This is a genomic window from Pseudoalteromonas obscura, from assembly GCF_030135505.1.
In the GTDB taxonomy this organism is placed as follows: Bacteria; Pseudomonadota; Gammaproteobacteria; order Enterobacterales; family Alteromonadaceae; genus Pseudoalteromonas; species Pseudoalteromonas obscura.
This window is the reverse complement of the sequence record NZ_JASJUT010000008.1, coordinates 249313-266832: the sequence shown is the minus strand read 5'-3', so window position 1 is coordinate 266832 and position 17520 is coordinate 249313. Positions and strand designations below refer to the sequence as shown.

The following is a 17520-nucleotide window of genomic DNA, read 5'->3' as shown; positions in this document are numbered from 1 at the left end:
GTAAACCGGAAAACATTAATATATAAAACAGCGTATTATTAAACATGGATGAATATAAAAGTGGCAATAAAGTGGAAGCTAATAATTGGATGTGCAATAAAAATTAACAACAGATCAGCGAGTCACTGGGTTGTGCAATTGCCACTTTACAGCCGGGCTGTGGCAACTTTTTATGAGGCGACTATTTGCTAAAGTCAATGGAATCAAATCGTTTTTGAAGTGATTTTCTGTGCTCCTGTTCTTCCTCAATATAGGTGCCGGACAGCATCTCTTCACGCTGCATTTCAAGCATACTGCGTTTATCGTCAATTACTGCTGTGAGCTTTTCTTTGTCTGAAGCACGCAGATCGGTGGCGTTGTTTATGTCTTGCTCCATCAGATCAAGCATTTCAATTCGTACACCAAGCTCTTTATATTGCAAAAAGTTGATGCCCAAACTGCCGAAAAGTAATGCTTCGTTAATCTCATGCTGCTCTATCTCAACTTCAATGGGCATCTCCATGATCCCGATTGTCGCCTCTTGATAAAGCTGAATTGCGTATGAGCGTTCGTCTAAATCTGGATCAACCTTATTTTTAGCGTTTTCAAGTGCGCGTTCGTAGTAGGCTTTGGCTTGTTCCGATATTTCCTCATTACTGGTATTAAGTGATACAGGCATCACATGGTCGGGGTCGGTGGTAGTTGGTTTGGGGTTGAGTACGTCTTGCATTAGTGATGCAAATTTCGAGTGTTTATCAATGCTTTGCTGATCTGTATTTTGCTGGGTTTGAAAGATCCGATTTTGATTTAACGTTGAGATGCTATTCATTTCCGTGCCTTTAGAAAGCGAAATAGAAACTTTACCGATAGGCGGCAAAGACGGGATTAATACGATGTAAGTTAAGCAACTTATAGACCAAAAGTAGCTAGCGCTGAGCAGGGGCTTGGTAATTAAGGTATTAATATTGAAAAATGGAATTTAGACAGCGTTATTTAGAGGCTATAGGTGAGTCGAAATTACTTTATGATTTCTGGAATGTTAAAAGGCGGCAATTTACCGCCTTTTATTGTCGCTAATTAGAACTGATAGTTAACAGTCAATTTAGCGTTGCGCTCGTTACCAGGTAAACCACCTAAGAACAGCGCTTTGCTGTAGTAAGTTTCATCAGCTAAGTTTTCAATGTTAAGCTGTACGTGGACGCTGTCTAAATAATATGCAGCAGACATGTCCCAACGTGTGAAGCTGTCGATTTTTGCTGTCGGCAAACCAAAAGAAGGGTGGTTTACCGTGCGTTCTCCAACGTATTGCATGCCTAAGCTTAGTTCTAGCTCTCCGCCCATCACTTGAGGAAGTGTATGCGTTAACCATGTGCCAGCCATTTTTTCAGGGATCCCTTTTTTGGGGGCTTCCCTTTTATCCGGATCTATCTCTTGATGACGAATTGACACTGCATCTTGGTACGTTGCATTGACATTCAATTTCCATGCTTCAGCCAGCGCTAGGTTTAAGTCAAACTCAACACCTTTGGTTGTTTCATTGTTGTCATATTTGTAGCGAGGGATCCCGGCATTGAATTCAGGACCTTTTTGCTCGTCATATTCAGGATTTGCATAACGTAAGTTTGTACGTTTGGTATCAAATACGACAATTGAACCTAGTAAGTCTTCATCAAATGCGGTAAAGCGAATACCGATATCGAGTGTTTCTGACTCTGAATCAGGTGGATTTGGTACAGATACATTGTTACTGATAGATGAAAGCACACCAAATGCAGTACGGCCTTTACCGACATTAATAAACGCTGATAGCTCAGGGATTACTTGGTAGTTAACGCCAAATGTGTAAGTCATACCTGAGTCATCTGTATCGTTTTCTGGCTCTACTCCTTGTGCGCGAGCCGTACCTAAATGCTGGTATTTTTGCTCAATTTTGGTGTATGCGACCCCGGCGCGCATAGTTAATGCGTCCGTTAAATATAGAACTTCCTGTGCACCAATACCGTAAGCAGTCAGTGACTTATCATAATTACTTCTTACGATAGGATCGTAATCCATAAATTCGCCAGTACCCCAGTTAGGGTTACGGATATCTAAAATGTAAGGAATGGCATTGCCTGATTTGTTACCATCGGCATCATAAGCAGACCATTGTTTGAATGACATATCTCGGTTTTCATAGTTAGCACTGATGAGATGTTCACCACTGATATCACCAAAGTTCCAACCAATTTGCAGATCACCAAAATACTGCCAAGTTTGTTCGTCAGATACTGCACGGCGGTACTCTTGACGACGTGCTGCAAAAGGATGCAACTGACCATCTTCTGTGACTAACGGCGCTCGTGGTGTTGCATTGATGTTACCTGAGCGTTCCCAGTAAACATAGTTGTATGAACCTGTTTGACGCACTAAGTCAGAATCATATTGACGCCATAACACTTGCTGGGTCAGTGTTGACTCTTCACCTAAGTGCCAATCATGACGAAGCTTAAAGCGCAACTCTTTACCTTCATTAGGCGTTGAAAGCGGAGACACTAAACTCGTATCACCTAAATCAATTGGTCTAAGGCCATCACTTGTAGAAATAGAAGCAGCAAGTTGTTCACGCTGTGCGTCGGTAAGTTGGATCCCTAAATATTCAACAATACCATTTTCGTCAGTAAACTTACTTTCATTTGGTAAGTCAGCACCTGTTAGCTTTCTTGGATCGCCACTGATGCTATCCCAGTTTACGATACGAACAGGGTCGCCAACAGAGTCTACTTGAACTGCATCATCTATATAGGCTGCTGAAAATAGTAGAGAGTGGTCGTTTGACGCTTCAAACTTAAGGCTCGCATAGACTTCATCGCGGTTCTGTTGCAGATCACGGTAGCCATCACTGCGCTCGTGGTTAAGGACCACACGGTATGCTAAGTCGTCAGTAATGGCATTGGTTGCATCAAGCATCAAGCCATATGTGTTCCAGCTGCCTACTTTTGTGCTGATTTCGTAAGCTTCTTCAAACTGTGGCTTTTTCTCAATCAAGTTGACAACACCACCTGCCGCACCAATACCGTAAAGACCTGTTGCAGGACCTTTAAGTACTTCCATGCTTTCAATGTTTGTCATAGAGCGAGTTGGGTTGTAATTGTTACCAAGGCTTGCACCGCCGTACATGCCGTCATAAGTGTAGTTTACGCCTAGACCACGGATCGCAAGGTTGTCACCGATACCATAGTTATTACCAGCTTGAGTAAAACCACTGACGTTTCTGATTGCATCTTGCAGCGTATTTGCTGTTTGAGAGTCAAGTAAATCCTTATCAACAATAACCACAGCAGCAGGTGTTTGCATTAATGCCATGTTTGATTTGGTCGCAGTACCTGATTCTAAGATCAGTGCGTTATGTTTGTTATAAACGCTGATGCGCTCAATATCGTCTTGGGCTTTGTCAGCAGCATGCGCTGATGCAACAACACCACCTAGTAAAGCAACTTTAACAGCTGTTGCCAGAACACTTTTTGAATTCAGTGAACGAGAGAATTGCATATTACACTCCAAACTTCGCAATATGATTGTTTATTCGCAGAGAGCGCGCATACTAACAGCGATGGCAAATGATAACAACTCTCATTTGCGTTTAATAAAAGTTGCTAAAGTTAATGTTTGTTATCGATTTATTTATTTGTTTTTTTTGTGTGGTTTTTGGGTTTTTTTATTGTTTTAAATTGTGTTTTTATGGTTTTGTTTTTGGTGTTTGATGTGAATTTTGTTGCATTGTTTAATGGGGCAGCGACAGGTCTTATAAGAAGAAAAACTAAGCAACTTAAGTTTTGCATTGCTCTGAACGGACGATTTCAATGTAATGAGCCATACTTTTGGTTTGCTCAAACTCAAATTGCACATCGATTTGTTCAAGACTATCTATTCTGTCCAATCTGAATTCTCGATACGCTTGTCGCAATAAACAAAAAGCAATGATTGTCCATTTTCCGCCCCAGTAAACAAGGCCCAATGGCTCGATGGTTCTGTTACTCGGCTGGCCTTTCGCATCTTGATAACTCAAACAAAGCTGGTGCTTAGATTCGATGGCAGAGCGTATCATTTGACTGTGATGTTGATCTTTTTCAGCATGGGTAAAACCGACTGCAAGAAACGGCAGGTTGTCACTTAGTTGCTTTAAGTGAGGTGGCAACACCGCTTCGATTTTTGCGATGGCCGAGTGCGCTTGTTGTGCTAGTTGTGGATCCGTCCAAGCTTGCAGCATTCGGCTACCGATGAGTAAAGCTTGCAACTCTTGAGGAGAGAACATCATCGGCGGCAGATCACAATCTTTGATAAGATAGCCAATCCCGGCTTCCCCCTCGACGGGTACACCTGATGTTTGTAGATTTTGAATATCGCGGTAAATTGTGCGCTCAGACACGGCTAACCTGTCAGCCAGTTGCTTGGCTGTGACAGCCACTTTACGTCCTTTTAAATGGTTAACCAGCTGAAATAGTCGCTCTGATTTATGCACAATTTACCTCTTCGTTTAATTAAGCAGTACACTCACTTTGCTGTAGTATCCCATGATGGCTAATGCCAACAGACTCTTTATCGACCAGCGCACAAAATGCTTTGCACACTTCAACTTCTTCAAATGCACGTTGCATGTGCTGGTTGTCTTCCATACATTCCCAATAGCTAATATCGATGAATGTATCAGTATTTGCTTGTTGGGCCAACGAACGATAAATAAACCCCTTTTGCTTTTCGGCAAATTCCTCAAATGCCGCGCTCTTTTCTAACAGCTGCTCGATAGTGACGCCTGAGTTTAACTTAAATGTGACAATTTCAATGATATTTTGAGTCATGGTAGTTGCTCCTTGTTGTTGATGCAGTAATTAAAGCAAAAAGGAGTGTCAGCTATTGTCAGGAGTGTGTCATTGGAGTTTTAATAAGGGAATACTGTAACTGCTCCATAAATGTGACAGGTGCACGCAGTTTAAACCCAGCAATAACTCAAGGAATAAGATCTGATGACTGTAATATATCAGTCTGGGCATGCTTAAAGAGTAGGCCTGATTTCCAACGTTAAATGTTAGAAAGCTTTGGTTATTGCGGTCAGAAAAATAGATCCTTTATAGTTGATTCGCTAACTACGTTGTTAGTGCGGCGCACCACAGCGGTGCACCACACTTTTTTAAGCAAGGTTGTATGAGGGAAACAGTGTGAAGGTTCGTGTTTCATCAAATATCACTTCAACAGGGCCTTTTTCCGCATCTACTTTGATGCTATCTCCCAAGTCTGGATCGCCTTTGTAGTTTGTTACGCTGACAACAAAATTAGGACAGGGGGCTTTTAGAATACACGTCGCCTCACTTGGCACTGCGTTTTGGGTTTTATCATAAACCACTGGTGGCTCGTTGCCATCGGAAAGTACAAATTGCTCTTGTTGAAAAGATCTGTTCGAAATAATGGCTTTATATTCTTTAGACATTTTTGAATCCTTTAAGAAACCAGTTCATAAGTTGTCTAACTTTAGTTTGTATAATTTTGTGGTTCTATTACATCTTATTACATATAAAACAGCTCAAATAATGAGTCTTTCACAACTGTAGACAAATATACTCTAGCTACAGAGCAATCCATCGCTACCGTCACTCCCTTTTTATCAATATCAAAAAGCGCCAGAGAAGTTGGGCTTGAGTTACTTTTTCAAGACAAACGAATAAGGTGGTTTAATTTACTAAGCTACTTGCACGCCTTCCTCTCATTTATATTTATATTTCTTATAGGTCTAGGCCTAAGGAACCGATTTAGAATCTAATCAAACAAGCCCCGTAAATGCGGGATTTTTTATTGCCTAATAAAAGATAAAAGCATGGTCATGAATTTAATAGAGCAGCTCAAAAAGCAGGAAGGTCTCTGAAAGCATCCAAATCACCGTACAGGCGACAAGTTAACTATTGAGTATGGAAGAGGCTAGCTGATGCAGGTTTTAGCCGGGGGAAGCAGAAGAGTTTCGGTAAAAATAAATACACGCTTTAACTCATGGACCTAGAAGCTAAAACTACAAGTGTGAAATGTAACAGGCCTTAAGATAGCGGTAACACATAAAGTTTTTAAAAGATTGTATTAATTGACTGATATGGCGAATAAATAGCGCAGCCAAATAGCTAGTAAGCTGCGCCTTTGTTTTTAGTGTGGCAGGTAACAGAGCTGCCTTTTCATTAGTTATCGTTAAGATCTAACGCTTCTAGTTCTTGGCCAAGAAACTTGAGTCCGGCTTTGGTTAGGACGATTTGTGTGATTTGTACCGTACTTTGACGAGCAAGCTTTTCGTTGACAAAGAAGTGTACGACTTCTTTAAGTGCGTTTTCTTGTTGCTCAGTGGGCGCATTTGCGTCGGGGTGTACGTTACTAAATGTAGGGGTTGCTCCGTTAGGAAAGCTTTGGAGTAATAATTTACCTAGTGGTACTGCGTGACTTTTAAAGGTTTCTAAATTGTCAGACATGTGTTTTCCTCCGTGTTATGGAGGTTTTATCGTACACAGCTTTCAAAAAAATAAGGAGCTAAAAAATGTACCAAAATGTATATGGACTTCGTCATGCACATTTAATAATTTAGTTGCAAAAGTGGACCTAGCTCAGTCTTGCATGCAACCTAATTCCCTGCGTTGATGATGAAGAACGTTAGATTTATCTGAAAAACAGTGGAGTTTGGCAATTTTTTATTAACACCTAGCCGCTAATTTAGGTAAACTCGCCGCCAGCATTTATTGGAGGTAAGTATGGAATTATCAGCATGGCTCAGTTTGGCTCTGATCTGCACATTAGGCGCTATGTCACCTGGACCAAGTTTGGCTGTTGTACTGAAACACAGCATAAATAGTGGACCAAGCGCAGGAATATCTGCGAGTGTGGCGCATGCGTTGGGTGTTGGCAGCTACGCGGCATTGTCGGTGTTGGGATTGGCAAGTTTGATTGCGCAGTTTCCTGCGTTATATACAGCGCTGTTATATGTGGGTGCAGCCTATTTAGCGTATCTGGGTTATATGATTTTGACCAGCAAACCCTCTGCGAGTAACGGTACAGAGACCAGAACTGCGACCAAAACTGAGTGGTATATTGCGGCAAAAGAAGGGTTTACGGTTGCATTTGTTAACCCAAAAACGGCTATCTTTTTTGTTGCTTTGTTTTCTCAGTTTATAGACCCAGAGGCGATGACTTTTACCGTGGCATTTTTAATGTGCTTTACCGTGTTTATCATAGACGCTATCTGGTTTATTTTTGTTTCGATTGCTGCATCATCTGCCAATGACCGCTTTAATTTAAACTCAAAGCAAGGTGTTATATCGAAGATCCTCGGCGCAGCGTTTATTTTGCTGGCTGCCAGAGTACTGTACCAGACGCTCTAAGACTTCAACCGAGCTTGTTGATTGCGGCATAAATATGCCGCAATCTTATTTAGATTTGAGATTGCAAAAAGTGGCTGATAACCAGTAGCTTCAACATAGGATTGTCGCGAGTGTGCTGGTTAAATTGTAGGGCAATATAGTGCTCATCTCTGGCGATTGCGCGTTCCAAAAACACATGAATATGTAAATTATCCGCAAGCTCTAAATAAGCGTGTTTGTTGGTAAAGTGCTGCAAATGTTCACTGCCACTCAGTGGAAAAGAGGCAATGCAAGCTCCTGACAAAGACAAGCTTTGGATTGGACAGACAATTTTCGGATACGTGAGTGCCAAAGTAATGGTGGGCGATGGGAAAAACCGCCAATTTCTTGGGCATTTCCCGGTATCAATAATTTCGGGCAACTTGTTTATAAGCGCCAACAGCGTAGTCACTTTTTGATTTTTGACAGCGTTTTCATCCTCCAAATCACCCTGTAAAACACTTTGAATATTGAGCGCTTTTATTGCTGCGTATTGGTTATGGGCGAGGTATAAAGCAAGCGGCTCAACTAACCACAATTGATAAAGACGTCGTTTGACTTCAGATGCAGGTAAAGATTCATTACTGTCTATTAATTCATCTTCACTGATTTTGTGACTTTCGACAACTTCATGAAGTAGTTTTAACTCATCCTGTGTCAATTTCATAGTAAACAACCCGACTACGCAACTATGAAAAATTAAGCAATATATATACCTTTGTGTATCGCTTTAAGTTGGCGCGGCACAAGTACCGCGCCAAACATATGTTGCGCTGTTATCTGCGCATACTGCCACTAAATCTTGAATGATGTTCAGGGCTCGTTGAGTCAGTAAAGTCAGTTGGATGCTCAAGTTTTATGACGTCAACATTCCAACCATCGTCGAGCATGCTTGTGGGTGTGATCACATACGCCTCCACATCCAACCCGGCACTTGGCGTGACGGCTTGTAAATGCAATTGCCCAAGGATAATTTTCCACGTAAATGCCCTGTTTTTACCTTGGCTCACAAAGTCCAGTGTTCCGTCATTTTTAAAGTCGAGATAGCTGGTGGTATTGCCATTAATTAAGGCAAAGCGTTCATAGCTAATTTTCATGCTGTCAAAGTAAGGTTGGTCGCTACTCGATTTGGTGCGAACCACGGCACCTAACTCTTCATTGTCTTTCCAATGGATGACATCTGGGCCCGCCTGATGCATAAAGAATGACACGTCATCGGTATCGAGTTGATTCACCTCAAAGGTTAGCTCTGCCAAGCCTGTATCGGTATTGTAGGTATAAGAGCCGTAGTTGATACCCGGGCCGTCAGAGTTCGCTGGGTCATACTCGGCTTCAAAAAACTTGTTGTCTGGCATAAACACCGATACCCAAATTTTACTGGTGGTAAGTGGGTACTCAACAAATCCACCGACTCTGGGTTCATTTTCATCAAGCAACCGCTCAAACACAACGGGTGACTCACCGGAGATCTCCAAGGTCATTGTATTACCTTCAACGCTGGCTTTGTGCGATAAATTTGGGTCATAACCAAACTCGCCGTTCTGGTCGATGATTAGATCAACAGAGAGATCCTTACTGGTTTCATCCCAGCTGAGTGACCCTATTTCCATTCCGGTAGAACCGCTTGGATCATCGGTTGTATCTATTTCCATATGTACCCAAACGCCATCTCTGATGATTATGACGAAGTTTGGTGAGCTAGGCTGGTACCAAGCACCATCTATGGCGTATTGCATGCTCGCCGGCGGTGGGATCTGATTATTTTGCGATGCCTTTGCTTGCTCAAAATAGAGGTTTCTCACTTCGCCTAGTTCGCAATTGGTACCTTCGAAGTAAGCACATACTTTTATGTAATCCCTATCAAATTCTTGGATTTCAGTAACACCCACTGAGCCCATTTGGTCGATGCGTAACTTGCCATCAGCAATGGAGTAATCTGCCTGATCTCCCGTACCAAGCTGTACTTTGCGGCTAGTGGAGCCGTCTTCATTTGTCGTGGTATAAAACCAGTTGGAAAGTACCTGCTGATTTTCAATGAAATATAAGTAACGTTGGTTCATCCAATAATACTCAAATTTATCGAGCGTAGAGGCGGACTTTTTGTATTTTAAAATAGTTGAATTTTCATATGAATTACCAAAGGCAACCTCAAAGTGTTGACGTACATACCAAGTATCACCGTGTACGCTGATCACTTCATACCTTTGATGGTCATACACGCTGCACATATCGCTAGTGGCATTTTCAGGGCATTGACGCACAAAGCTGTAACTCATACCATATTGATAATTCATTATATTTAGTGACCTACCAGATACACTCCAAGTGTGTGAACCTTTTTGTAGAAATGAATATGAAATGCCATTTATATAATTATCGAAAAAGTAGTCTTGAGCATAAGCTACGCCGTAGTAGGGCCTAATACGGCCTAAAATGTCATTCTCAGCTAATGTCACCTCTTGCTCAGGCATCATCAAGCCAGAGCGCCGTCTGTACTTTTCTGTGTCGGTTTTGTCCGTGGTCGCCCAAAATTGGAATCCAGACTCAATATTTTTGATTAGCCAATACTTGAAAGTTTTTGCGGTAAGCTCATCCGTTGCTGTTAGGGTAATTGTCAATATATTATCCGTAATTGACCAAGTGAATGCTCGACTAGTATCTGCTGGCATTTGTGCACTGCCAGTACCATCTTGATTAAAGGTCACTTTACTGGCGAAGCTTCCATTATCAAGAATGTACATCATGTTGATATACCAGTTGCCGCTAAAGTTAGTTGCAACTGGTGTGATGGTCTGGTTTTTCCCTATCATTGAGAGATCCATAGCGCGACTTACATCGCTGTTTACCAAGACCTCGTTACCAGTACTATCAGTGGAATATTCATCGCCAATAAAGGTGATGCTGATGGCTTTTGCAACCGGGCTTTCATCATACACAGTGAACGAGGCGCTTTTGTATTTGTATTGGCAAGAGAAGTAGCTGCCATTGCTGTCTTTGCATGAGTAGGTTTTACTCATCACACCCGGCGCGAATGTGAGGGAAACAAGACCATTGTCATCTTGGCTCCATGTCATATCACCACTGGAATAATCGGCGAATGTACCTGTATTGTCTTGGTTAAACGTGGCTTCAAAAAATAGCTCACTGAACGTTTTGGTAGAGCCAAGTAAGTAGTCGCCATTAAAGTCTGACTGGCTGTTATCAACTAAATCACCATCTTGTTTTATGTCATTTTTAGTGCTTTCAATTAGTGTTGGATTTTTATCATTTATGGTGTCTGTTAATTCGGTGACGGCGGTTGGCGAAGACACCAGCTCAAAAGTAGAGTTTACGCCTGAAGGTAGGCTAAATTGGTTTTCACCTTCTCCGTCTACCACAATTTTTATCAGTGCGGCGAGTGTGAGCTTTTCATCCGCATCAATCCCAACCAATACGTTATTGAGTGCTGATTCGGTTTCAGGCGTGCCGATTTCTCGGGTAATTAACGCATATTCAGAAGTGGTGACGTTGGTGATATTGACACCGAAATTTTCATCTTTATTTAAGACTCCATCTTCACCAGCTTGGCTTTCAATCGCCGAAAAACTCGGCAGTTGCGAGTAAAATTCGACGTCTGATTGTGTGCTACCGCCTTTGGCTCGGATCCTCACCAAATCATTTACCATAGACTCGTCAACATCGAGTTGATAGGTATAGGCACCAGTTGCATCTGCTGCGAGTTCAAAACTTTGATCTCCCACGTATACTGTCAGTGCCGCGTTGGGGATCGGTTCATCTGTAACAAGTCCAGTGATGGTTACGGACTTCACAATTCTAGCGACGCTTAGGTTGAAGTCCGCGCTTGTCGATGCGTTGTCATCATCGGTAACGGTAACACGCAACGTCATTGTGGAGTCTTCAGAAATATCAGGGGTTGTAAAAGTGACAGTATTGGTGGCAGCATTCGATAACGTTGTTGTTGGTCCAGCAACAATTTGCCATGCAAATGTGTTTACTGTGCCATCGCTGTCAGAGGCTTGGGCTGTGAGCGTAACTTCTTTTTTTTCTTGTACAGAACTTTCACCACTGATAGTGACTGTTGGTGCACTATTTTGCGGGGTACTTGGTGTAGAAGGTGTGGAAGGGGAGCTATCAGAACCACCCCCTCCGCATCCGGTGATCGATATACCTAACACCCAAGTGAGTATAAGGTGCATCCGTTTACGTGAATAAAACATGTTCTTGTTCCTCCGAAACACACGATACAAACTGTGCAGGTTTTCTGAATCAGTATTGGGTTCAATAAGCATAGTAAATGGGTGAAATTCGTACAGTTGAATTGCTAAAATGAGGAGAAAAAGTTGTCGGTGTTTCGCTAATTTACAAAAGTCAGGTGAGAAGTTGCAGACCCGACTTGGCTGTCAGGACGCTTTTTAATGAGCGTTGAATTGGAGGGGACCACAAAGCCGCCGAAACATACAATATCAAGTTGCGTATATTCTTAAAACTCAGTATGTTGGCTCTATTAAGTAGCTTGAGCTAGGTGTTCATTTTTAATAACAAGCAATAGGAATTCAAATGTTGTATCCATCTCCGTTATCTTCAGGCAGCAAAATTGCTGTCACCGCATTTTCGTCGGGTGTTGCTGCACCTTGTCACCCGAGGTTAAATATCGTCTTACAAGATCTGAAAAATCGTGGGTTTGAAGTGCTGGAAGGCCAATGTTTGCGAGAAGATAAACTGCATGTCAGTGCACCACTTGAAGCGCGGGTAGCGGAGCTTATGGCATTTTTATGCGACGATAGTAACGACGCAATTATGGCGCCTTGGGGTGGAGAAATTGCGATGGATATATTACCCAGGTTAGATTGGCAACGATTGAAAAGCGCTAAACCAAAGTGGCTTATGGGCTTTTCAGATATCAGTACAGTTCTAACATCAATCAGTTGCAAACTAGGCTGGGCAACGTGCCACTGCACTAACTTAATGCAGTTGGGACTGAATCAAACTGACGAATTAACAGCTAAAGTATTCGAGCATTTGGCCACCCCCATTGGCGGTGAATTCAAGCAAGCGGCTGCGCAATTTTTTGAACGACGCCATGCAGACTATAGTAAGGATCCGACAGCTGCTTTTAATCTATCAGAACCAAGCCAGTGGAAAATTTTAAATCAAGCGCACCATGATGAAGTTGAATTTACAGGTCGATTAATCGGTGGGTGCATAGATACGCATATGGTGTTGTATGGCTCTGATTATTTCTTGCCTCACAAAAATCTAATCAGTAGAGAAGATAAAGTTATATACTATTTTGAGAATGGGGAGCTAACCCCGACACAGTATTTTAGGGCATTTCAAAGTTTGAAACTCAAAGGTGCATTTGACAATGCCTCGGGTATTTTAGTCGGCCGAAATGCAGCACAAGTGACACGTGGAGAAGGGTACGACGATTTAATCGCTTTGCAGCAATCATTGGGCGAGCTTGAAATTCCTGTACTGTATGATGTTGATGTCAGCCACCAAGCGCCCAATCTCACTATGGTTAATGGCGCTTTGGCAAATGTTAAATTGAAAAATGGGTTGGGAGAAATTAGCCAAAAGTTGATTTAACCGCGCCTCAGGCACCTCAAGTCCTCGCCTCATTTCTCTATGTGTTTTTAAATGCAAGTTAGCTATTTTTGTGGTGAAAATAGCTAACCATCTTACGATATATCGCACTTCTAAAACTTAATTGTTTTCTTTTAGACACGGAAATTGACACATCGAGCAACTATATTGGTGAGCGCACTAATATACCGATGATTGGATAAATTGAAGGCTATCATCTGCTAGATTAGTGGGTTTGTCGCAATTTAAGCGTTTGTAAAACGCTTTCATAGTATCTTCTTTAAAAACAATTATCATTTGAGGTGCAAAAATGCGTTGTATTCCTGCGTTTATATCCGTTGTTGCTTTATCCGTTCTTGCGGCTTGGTCAACATCAACATGGAGCACGCCAGTAGAAGTTGCGGTTTTTCAAGCCAAGGATCTTCAGTATAAAAATAAACTGACTTTGAGCGGAACCGTTGAAGCGAAACAAAATGCCACACTTGCGAGTTTAGAGGCCGGCGTTGTCAACGAGTTGCTGGTGGAAGTAGGCGATGTAGTTAAACGCGGTCAAGCCCTTTTAAAACTAGATCCGACATTGGCAAAGTTGAGATTGGAGCAAAGTGAAGCGTCAGTTGAATCCGCTGATGTTGCGCTTTTAGAGTCTAAACGTCAACTTGATGAGGTTGAGTCTCTCTCCAAAAAGCAATTTGTAGCACCGACTTTACTTGCAGAGCGTCGTGCTGATGTCGCTGCATCAAAAGCAGCATTAGCAAAAGCAAAAGCTGCTTTAGCAATGGATAAGGAAACGCTAAGAAGGCAAACTCTGTTTGCGCCTTTTGACGGTGTTGTGATGAAGCGTAATGTCGATTTAGGTGAATGGGTTACAACGCAGACGCATACTTTAACACTGGTTTCTGTAGGCGATTTACGACTCAAAGTCGCGGTACCTCAAGAATATATAAATGCTTTTTCAAACAATAATATAAATGAATTAGTTATTCAGCCAGATCACGATCAAAGCAAATTTATAGCGGCAAAAGTGCAAGCAATTGTGCCGGTTATTAATGAGCAAACTCGTAGTTTTGTTGTTCATGTTGAAGTACCTAAGCAAGAATCGTTTATTGCGGGTATGTCGGCGCAAGCGCAATTTGAATTGCCTAGTACAGGTACGCAAGCAGTATGGGTGCCAAAGTCGGCACTTAAGTATCATCCAGATGGCGCATTGAGTGTCTTTGTTGCCAATGGAAACTCCGCTACTCGCCATACGGTTAGAGTACTAGAGCAGCGCGGTGAACAAGTACTTATTTCAGTTGTGTCAGGCGATAGCACTGTACTAAGCGGACCAATTATTATAACTGCTGTTCAACTGCTAAAAAATGGCAGTGAGATCTCGGTGAGTAAGGACTAGCAGATATGATTGAAAGCGCCGTTAAACGCGGTACCTTAGTTGCCGTTATCTCTTTGATTATCTGTATTTTGGGGCTGGTGACAGCGTTAAAAATTCCAGTACAGATGATCCCCGACCTTGAAGTCAGAACCATAACGGTTCAAACAGGCTGGCCAGGTGCAACGCCACAAGATGTTGAAAAAGAAATCCTCGTTGAGCAAGAGCGATATCTGCGCAGTTTGCCAAACCTCAAACGCATGGTGTCCTATTCTCAAATGGGATCTGCACGGATCCAACTGGAGTTTCCGTTTGGTGTTGATGTCAATGACGCCTTGATTCGTGTCAACAATGCCCTTAGCCAAGTTCCCAGCTATCCGGAAAACGTTGATCAACCAAGGTTGTATTCGAGCTCTTTTTCGTCCAATGCTTTTATGCATTTTGTGCTAAAGCCGCAAACTGGAAATCCGCTTGATTTAGATGTCGATATGCTCAGAGATTTTGCCGAAGATTTCGTAAGGCCACGAATGGAGAGTATACCCGGTGTGTCAGAGGTAGGTGTTGGTGGTGGTGCAGCTAGACAAGTACAGATTAATGTTGATCCTAGTCGCTTGGCCCAACGTGGGTTAAGTGTAACAGATTTAAGAAATGCCATCCGTTCACGCAATCGCGATGCATCGGCAGGCGACATTGAAAGCGGCCCAAGTCGTTATTTATTACGTATGGTTGGACGTTTTGAGCAGCTGAATGAGCTTGATGATTTGATTATTTCTGAGCGCGATGGTGTGATCACCAAGCTCCGAGATGTTGCCGTTGTGTCGCTAGACCATTTTGAATTACGTGGTATTTCATACTCAGATGGTGAGCGTACTTTAAGGTTGTCAGTACGTCGTGAAAGTGGCTCAAATGTTATTGATATTAAGCAGCAAATGCTGCCAGTGATTGAGCAAATTAACCAAGAATTGTTAGCGCAAAATGGCTTAGAGCTGATCCTAATGAGTGACGATGTTCAATATGTTGAAAGCTCACTTAAAAATGTGTGGACTAATTTGGCATTAGGTGCATTGCTCGCAACCTTGGTGATGTTTTTATTTTTACGCTCAGGGCGTGCCACATTGGTTGGCGTGATGGGCATACCAATTTGTACTGTTGCAGCCTTCCTAGGCTTAACGCTATTTGACCGTACCATTAATGTTATTTCGCTTGCCGGAGTGGCCTTTGCAATTGGTATGACCGTCGACAATACCATCGTAGTACTTGAAGCCATAGTGCAAGCAAACAGGCGCGGCACGAGTAAACTACACGCTGCAATTAAAGGTGTAAAAGAAGTTTGGCCTGCGGTTTTGGCTTCGACTGCGACAACGGTGTTAGTATTTGCGCCAATCTTATTTGTTCAACAAGAAGCTGGTCAGCTCTACTCCGACATTGCGATTGCCGTATCGTCTGCAATTATTGCCTCTATGCTGGTGGCTATTTTTATTGTACCGACAACATTGGCAAATTTACCTAATCGTAAAGATGAGATGAAAACTGTCACACTTTCAAAGCGTTGGCTTGCACTGGTGTCGTTTTGCGTGGCATCAAAAGCCAGAGCAACAGCCATCACTGCAAGTTTTGTGGTTGTGACACTTGGTGCTGCATATGCCTTAATGCCCGCTGCTGAATATTTACCTGAAGGTGAAGAACCTAAAGCGTTTTCAATGATGATTGCACCGCCAAGTTATAACCTGTCAGAAATGAAAGAGATAGGTGATGAGCTGCGTGTTTATTTTAATGGCCATATCAATGCATCGAGTGACGCATTTGATAAAGGCGAGACGGACATGCCGCCACTGGCTTACTACTCGATGTCAGTATCTATTGGCCGTATTTGGTTTTTAAGTGCTCCGACGGACCCAAATAATATCCAGGCTATGATGGATGCAATCACGGCTAAGTTCAGAAGTTATGAAAATATGCGTGCTTTCTCTGCTAGGGGGTCAATTATTTCAAGTAATGATGGTGGCACCCGTGCAGTAGCGGTTGATATTGCTGGGAGCAATTTAACGGACTTGTACCGCGCAGCTGAAGCAGTATACGAGCAAGCTCAAGTAACATTTGAAAACCCACAAATTAACTCAGACCCTCGGGCACTGAGCCTAGATCAACCGCTTATTGAGATTAAACCCAAATGGCAAAGGCTTGCTGAGCTTGGGATCAGTCCAAATGAATTTGGTTATACAATTTCGTCATTGAGTGACGGTGCGTATGTTGATGAGTTTATTTTGAACGATGACAAAATAGATATGTTTATTTTCAGTCATCAAAAGGAAAAGCAAACCATTGAGCAACTGGCCACTTCACCCATTGTTACGCCATCTGGGGATGTGTTGCCACTGAGCGCATTGGCTGATTTAGTGGAAAGTAAAAACAGTGATAGCTTGCGCCGTGTAGATGGCAAGCGAACGGTGACTGTATATATCATTCCACCTCGAGATGTGGCATTGGAAACCGCCGAAGAGATTGTGCGTACCGAGTTACTACCAACTCTTTGGCAACAAGGGAAAATTGCGCAAGGTACTAAAGTTTCTATCAGTGGTGCGGCCGACCAATTGGAAGCGACACAAGCCTCGTTGTCGAGCAACTTTATTGTGGCCTTAGTACTGAGTTATTTGTTGTTAGTGGCGATATTTACGCATTGGAGTTACCCATTGTTTATTTTAGCCACTGTGCCATTAGGTATGGCAGGGGGCTTACTGGGGTTGATTTCCGTAAATGGCGTTAATGTGTTGCTGGCAAATTTTGGAATGACACCATTCCACCAACCCTTTGATATGATCACCATGTTGGGCTTCCTTATTTTATTGGGGACTGTGGTAAATAACCCTATTTTGATAGTAGATCAAACTCGAAAGTTGATTGTAGATCAGGGGATGGAAGTTGTTGCAGCAGTCAAACAGGCGGTTGCAACGCGACTTAAACCGATATTAATGTCGACTGCGACCACATTATTTGGTCTTGCACCTTTGGTGTTTATACCAGGAGATGGCACTGAATTATACCGGGGTGTTGGTATTATCGTATTGTGCGGCATAGTGTTCTCGATGTTGCTTAGCCTGACGTTTTTACCGGCGCTGCTGGTCAGTGTGCTGAGTAACAAGCGGGTGCGATAAACACTAAAAAAGGAGCTTCGGCTCCTTTTTTATG

The 17520-nt window shown here is 42.6% G+C and carries 12 protein-coding genes; 4 read left to right on the top strand and 8 right to left on the bottom strand.

The features are described from left to right. Positions 1-181 precede the first annotated feature (181 nt). From QNM18_RS18260 to QNM18_RS18235, 6 genes are all read right to left on the bottom strand, one after another. The gene (locus QNM18_RS18260) at positions 182-808 is read right to left on the bottom strand and encodes a hypothetical protein (protein ID WP_284138073.1); all 627 of its coding nucleotides are present in this window, start codon (positions 806-808) and stop codon (positions 182-184) included. 248 nt (positions 809-1056) lie between these two features. Continuing rightward, entirely contained in the window at positions 1057-3510 is a 2454-nt protein-coding gene (locus tag QNM18_RS18255; RefSeq protein WP_284138072.1) for a TonB-dependent receptor, read from the bottom strand. Positions 3511-3787: 277 nt separating this feature from the next. Further along, positions 3788-4480 carry a helix-turn-helix transcriptional regulator gene (locus QNM18_RS18250; RefSeq protein WP_211008340.1) on the bottom strand — a complete coding sequence of 231 codons (693 nt, stop codon included), beginning with the start codon at positions 4478-4480 and terminating at the stop codon, positions 3788-3790. A 19-nt stretch (positions 4481-4499) separates the two neighbouring features. Next, positions 4500-4817: a hypothetical protein gene (locus QNM18_RS18245; RefSeq protein WP_023398189.1), complete on the bottom strand. Its 318-nt coding sequence runs from the start codon at positions 4815-4817 to the stop codon at positions 4500-4502. A 329-nt stretch (positions 4818-5146) separates the two neighbouring features. After that, on the bottom strand, positions 5147-5443 hold the full coding sequence (locus QNM18_RS18240; protein WP_284138071.1) for a hypothetical protein: 297 nt from the start codon (positions 5441-5443) through the stop codon (positions 5147-5149). Between the two features lie 733 nt (positions 5444-6176). Further along, a complete protein-coding gene (locus tag QNM18_RS18235; RefSeq protein ID WP_211008342.1) occupies positions 6177-6461 on the bottom strand; it encodes a hypothetical protein in 285 nt (94 codons plus the stop codon). Positions 6462-6737: 276 nt separating this feature from the next. On the opposite strand from QNM18_RS18235, the gene QNM18_RS18230 reads away from it, so the two are divergent. Further along, a complete protein-coding gene (locus tag QNM18_RS18230) occupies positions 6738-7364 on the top strand; it encodes a LysE family translocator (RefSeq protein ID WP_211008343.1) in 627 nt (208 codons plus the stop codon). A 49-nt stretch (positions 7365-7413) separates the two neighbouring features. Here the strand turns inward: QNM18_RS18230 and QNM18_RS18225 are convergent, their stop codons facing one another. Together QNM18_RS18225 and QNM18_RS18220 are read right to left on the bottom strand one after the other, a co-directional pair. After that, the gene (locus QNM18_RS18225) at positions 7414-8049 is read right to left on the bottom strand and encodes a hypothetical protein (RefSeq protein WP_284138070.1); all 636 of its coding nucleotides are present in this window, start codon (positions 8047-8049) and stop codon (positions 7414-7416) included. A 109-nt stretch (positions 8050-8158) separates the two neighbouring features. Continuing rightward, a complete protein-coding gene (locus tag QNM18_RS18220) occupies positions 8159-11599 on the bottom strand; it encodes a PKD domain-containing protein (protein WP_284138069.1) in 3441 nt (1146 codons plus the stop codon). A gap of 340 nt (positions 11600-11939) precedes the next feature. Here QNM18_RS18220 and QNM18_RS18215 point away from each other — a divergent pair, with 340 nt between their 5' ends. The 3 genes from QNM18_RS18215 to QNM18_RS18205 all read left to right on the top strand — a co-directional run bounded on the left by QNM18_RS18215 (position 11940) and on the right by QNM18_RS18205 (position 17486). Then, a complete protein-coding gene (locus tag QNM18_RS18215) occupies positions 11940-12971 on the top strand; it encodes a S66 family peptidase (protein ID WP_284138068.1) in 1032 nt (343 codons plus the stop codon). A 307-nt stretch (positions 12972-13278) separates the two neighbouring features. Beyond that, complete coding sequence (locus QNM18_RS18210; RefSeq protein ID WP_284138067.1) at positions 13279-14358, top strand: efflux RND transporter periplasmic adaptor subunit; 1080 nt, start codon at positions 13279-13281, stop codon at positions 14356-14358. A 5-nt stretch (positions 14359-14363) separates the two neighbouring features. Then, on the top strand, positions 14364-17486 hold the full coding sequence (locus QNM18_RS18205) for an efflux RND transporter permease subunit (protein WP_211008348.1): 3123 nt from the start codon (positions 14364-14366) through the stop codon (positions 17484-17486). The last annotated feature ends 34 nt before the right edge of the window (positions 17487-17520 follow it).

Bases quoted from the DNA above. Each gene is read 5' to 3' on its own strand.
- QNM18_RS18220 (WP_284138069.1), bottom strand. From the start codon at position 11,599: ATGTTTTATTCACGTAAACGGATGCACCTTATACTCACTTGGGTGTTA.
- QNM18_RS18225 (WP_284138070.1), bottom strand. From the start codon at position 8,049: ATGAAATTGACACAGGATGAGTTAAAACTACTTCATGAAGTTGTCGAA.
- QNM18_RS18235 (WP_211008342.1), bottom strand. From the start codon at position 6,461: ATGTCTGACAATTTAGAAACCTTTAAAAGTCACGCAGTACCACTAGGT.
- QNM18_RS18230 (WP_211008343.1), top strand. From the start codon at position 6,738: ATGGAATTATCAGCATGGCTCAGTTTGGCTCTGATCTGCACATTAGGC.
- QNM18_RS18210 (WP_284138067.1), top strand. From the start codon at position 13,279: ATGCGTTGTATTCCTGCGTTTATATCCGTTGTTGCTTTATCCGTTCTT.
- QNM18_RS18260 (WP_284138073.1), bottom strand. From the start codon at position 808: ATGAATAGCATCTCAACGTTAAATCAAAATCGGATCTTTCAAACCCAG.
- QNM18_RS18215 (WP_284138068.1), top strand. From the start codon at position 11,940: ATGTTGTATCCATCTCCGTTATCTTCAGGCAGCAAAATTGCTGTCACC.
- QNM18_RS18255 (WP_284138072.1), bottom strand. From the start codon at position 3,510: ATGCAATTCTCTCGTTCACTGAATTCAAAAAGTGTTCTGGCAACAGCT.
- QNM18_RS18205 (WP_211008348.1), top strand. From the start codon at position 14,364: ATGATTGAAAGCGCCGTTAAACGCGGTACCTTAGTTGCCGTTATCTCT.
- QNM18_RS18245 (WP_023398189.1), bottom strand. From the start codon at position 4,817: ATGACTCAAAATATCATTGAAATTGTCACATTTAAGTTAAACTCAGGC.
- QNM18_RS18240 (WP_284138071.1), bottom strand. From the start codon at position 5,443: ATGTCTAAAGAATATAAAGCCATTATTTCGAACAGATCTTTTCAACAA.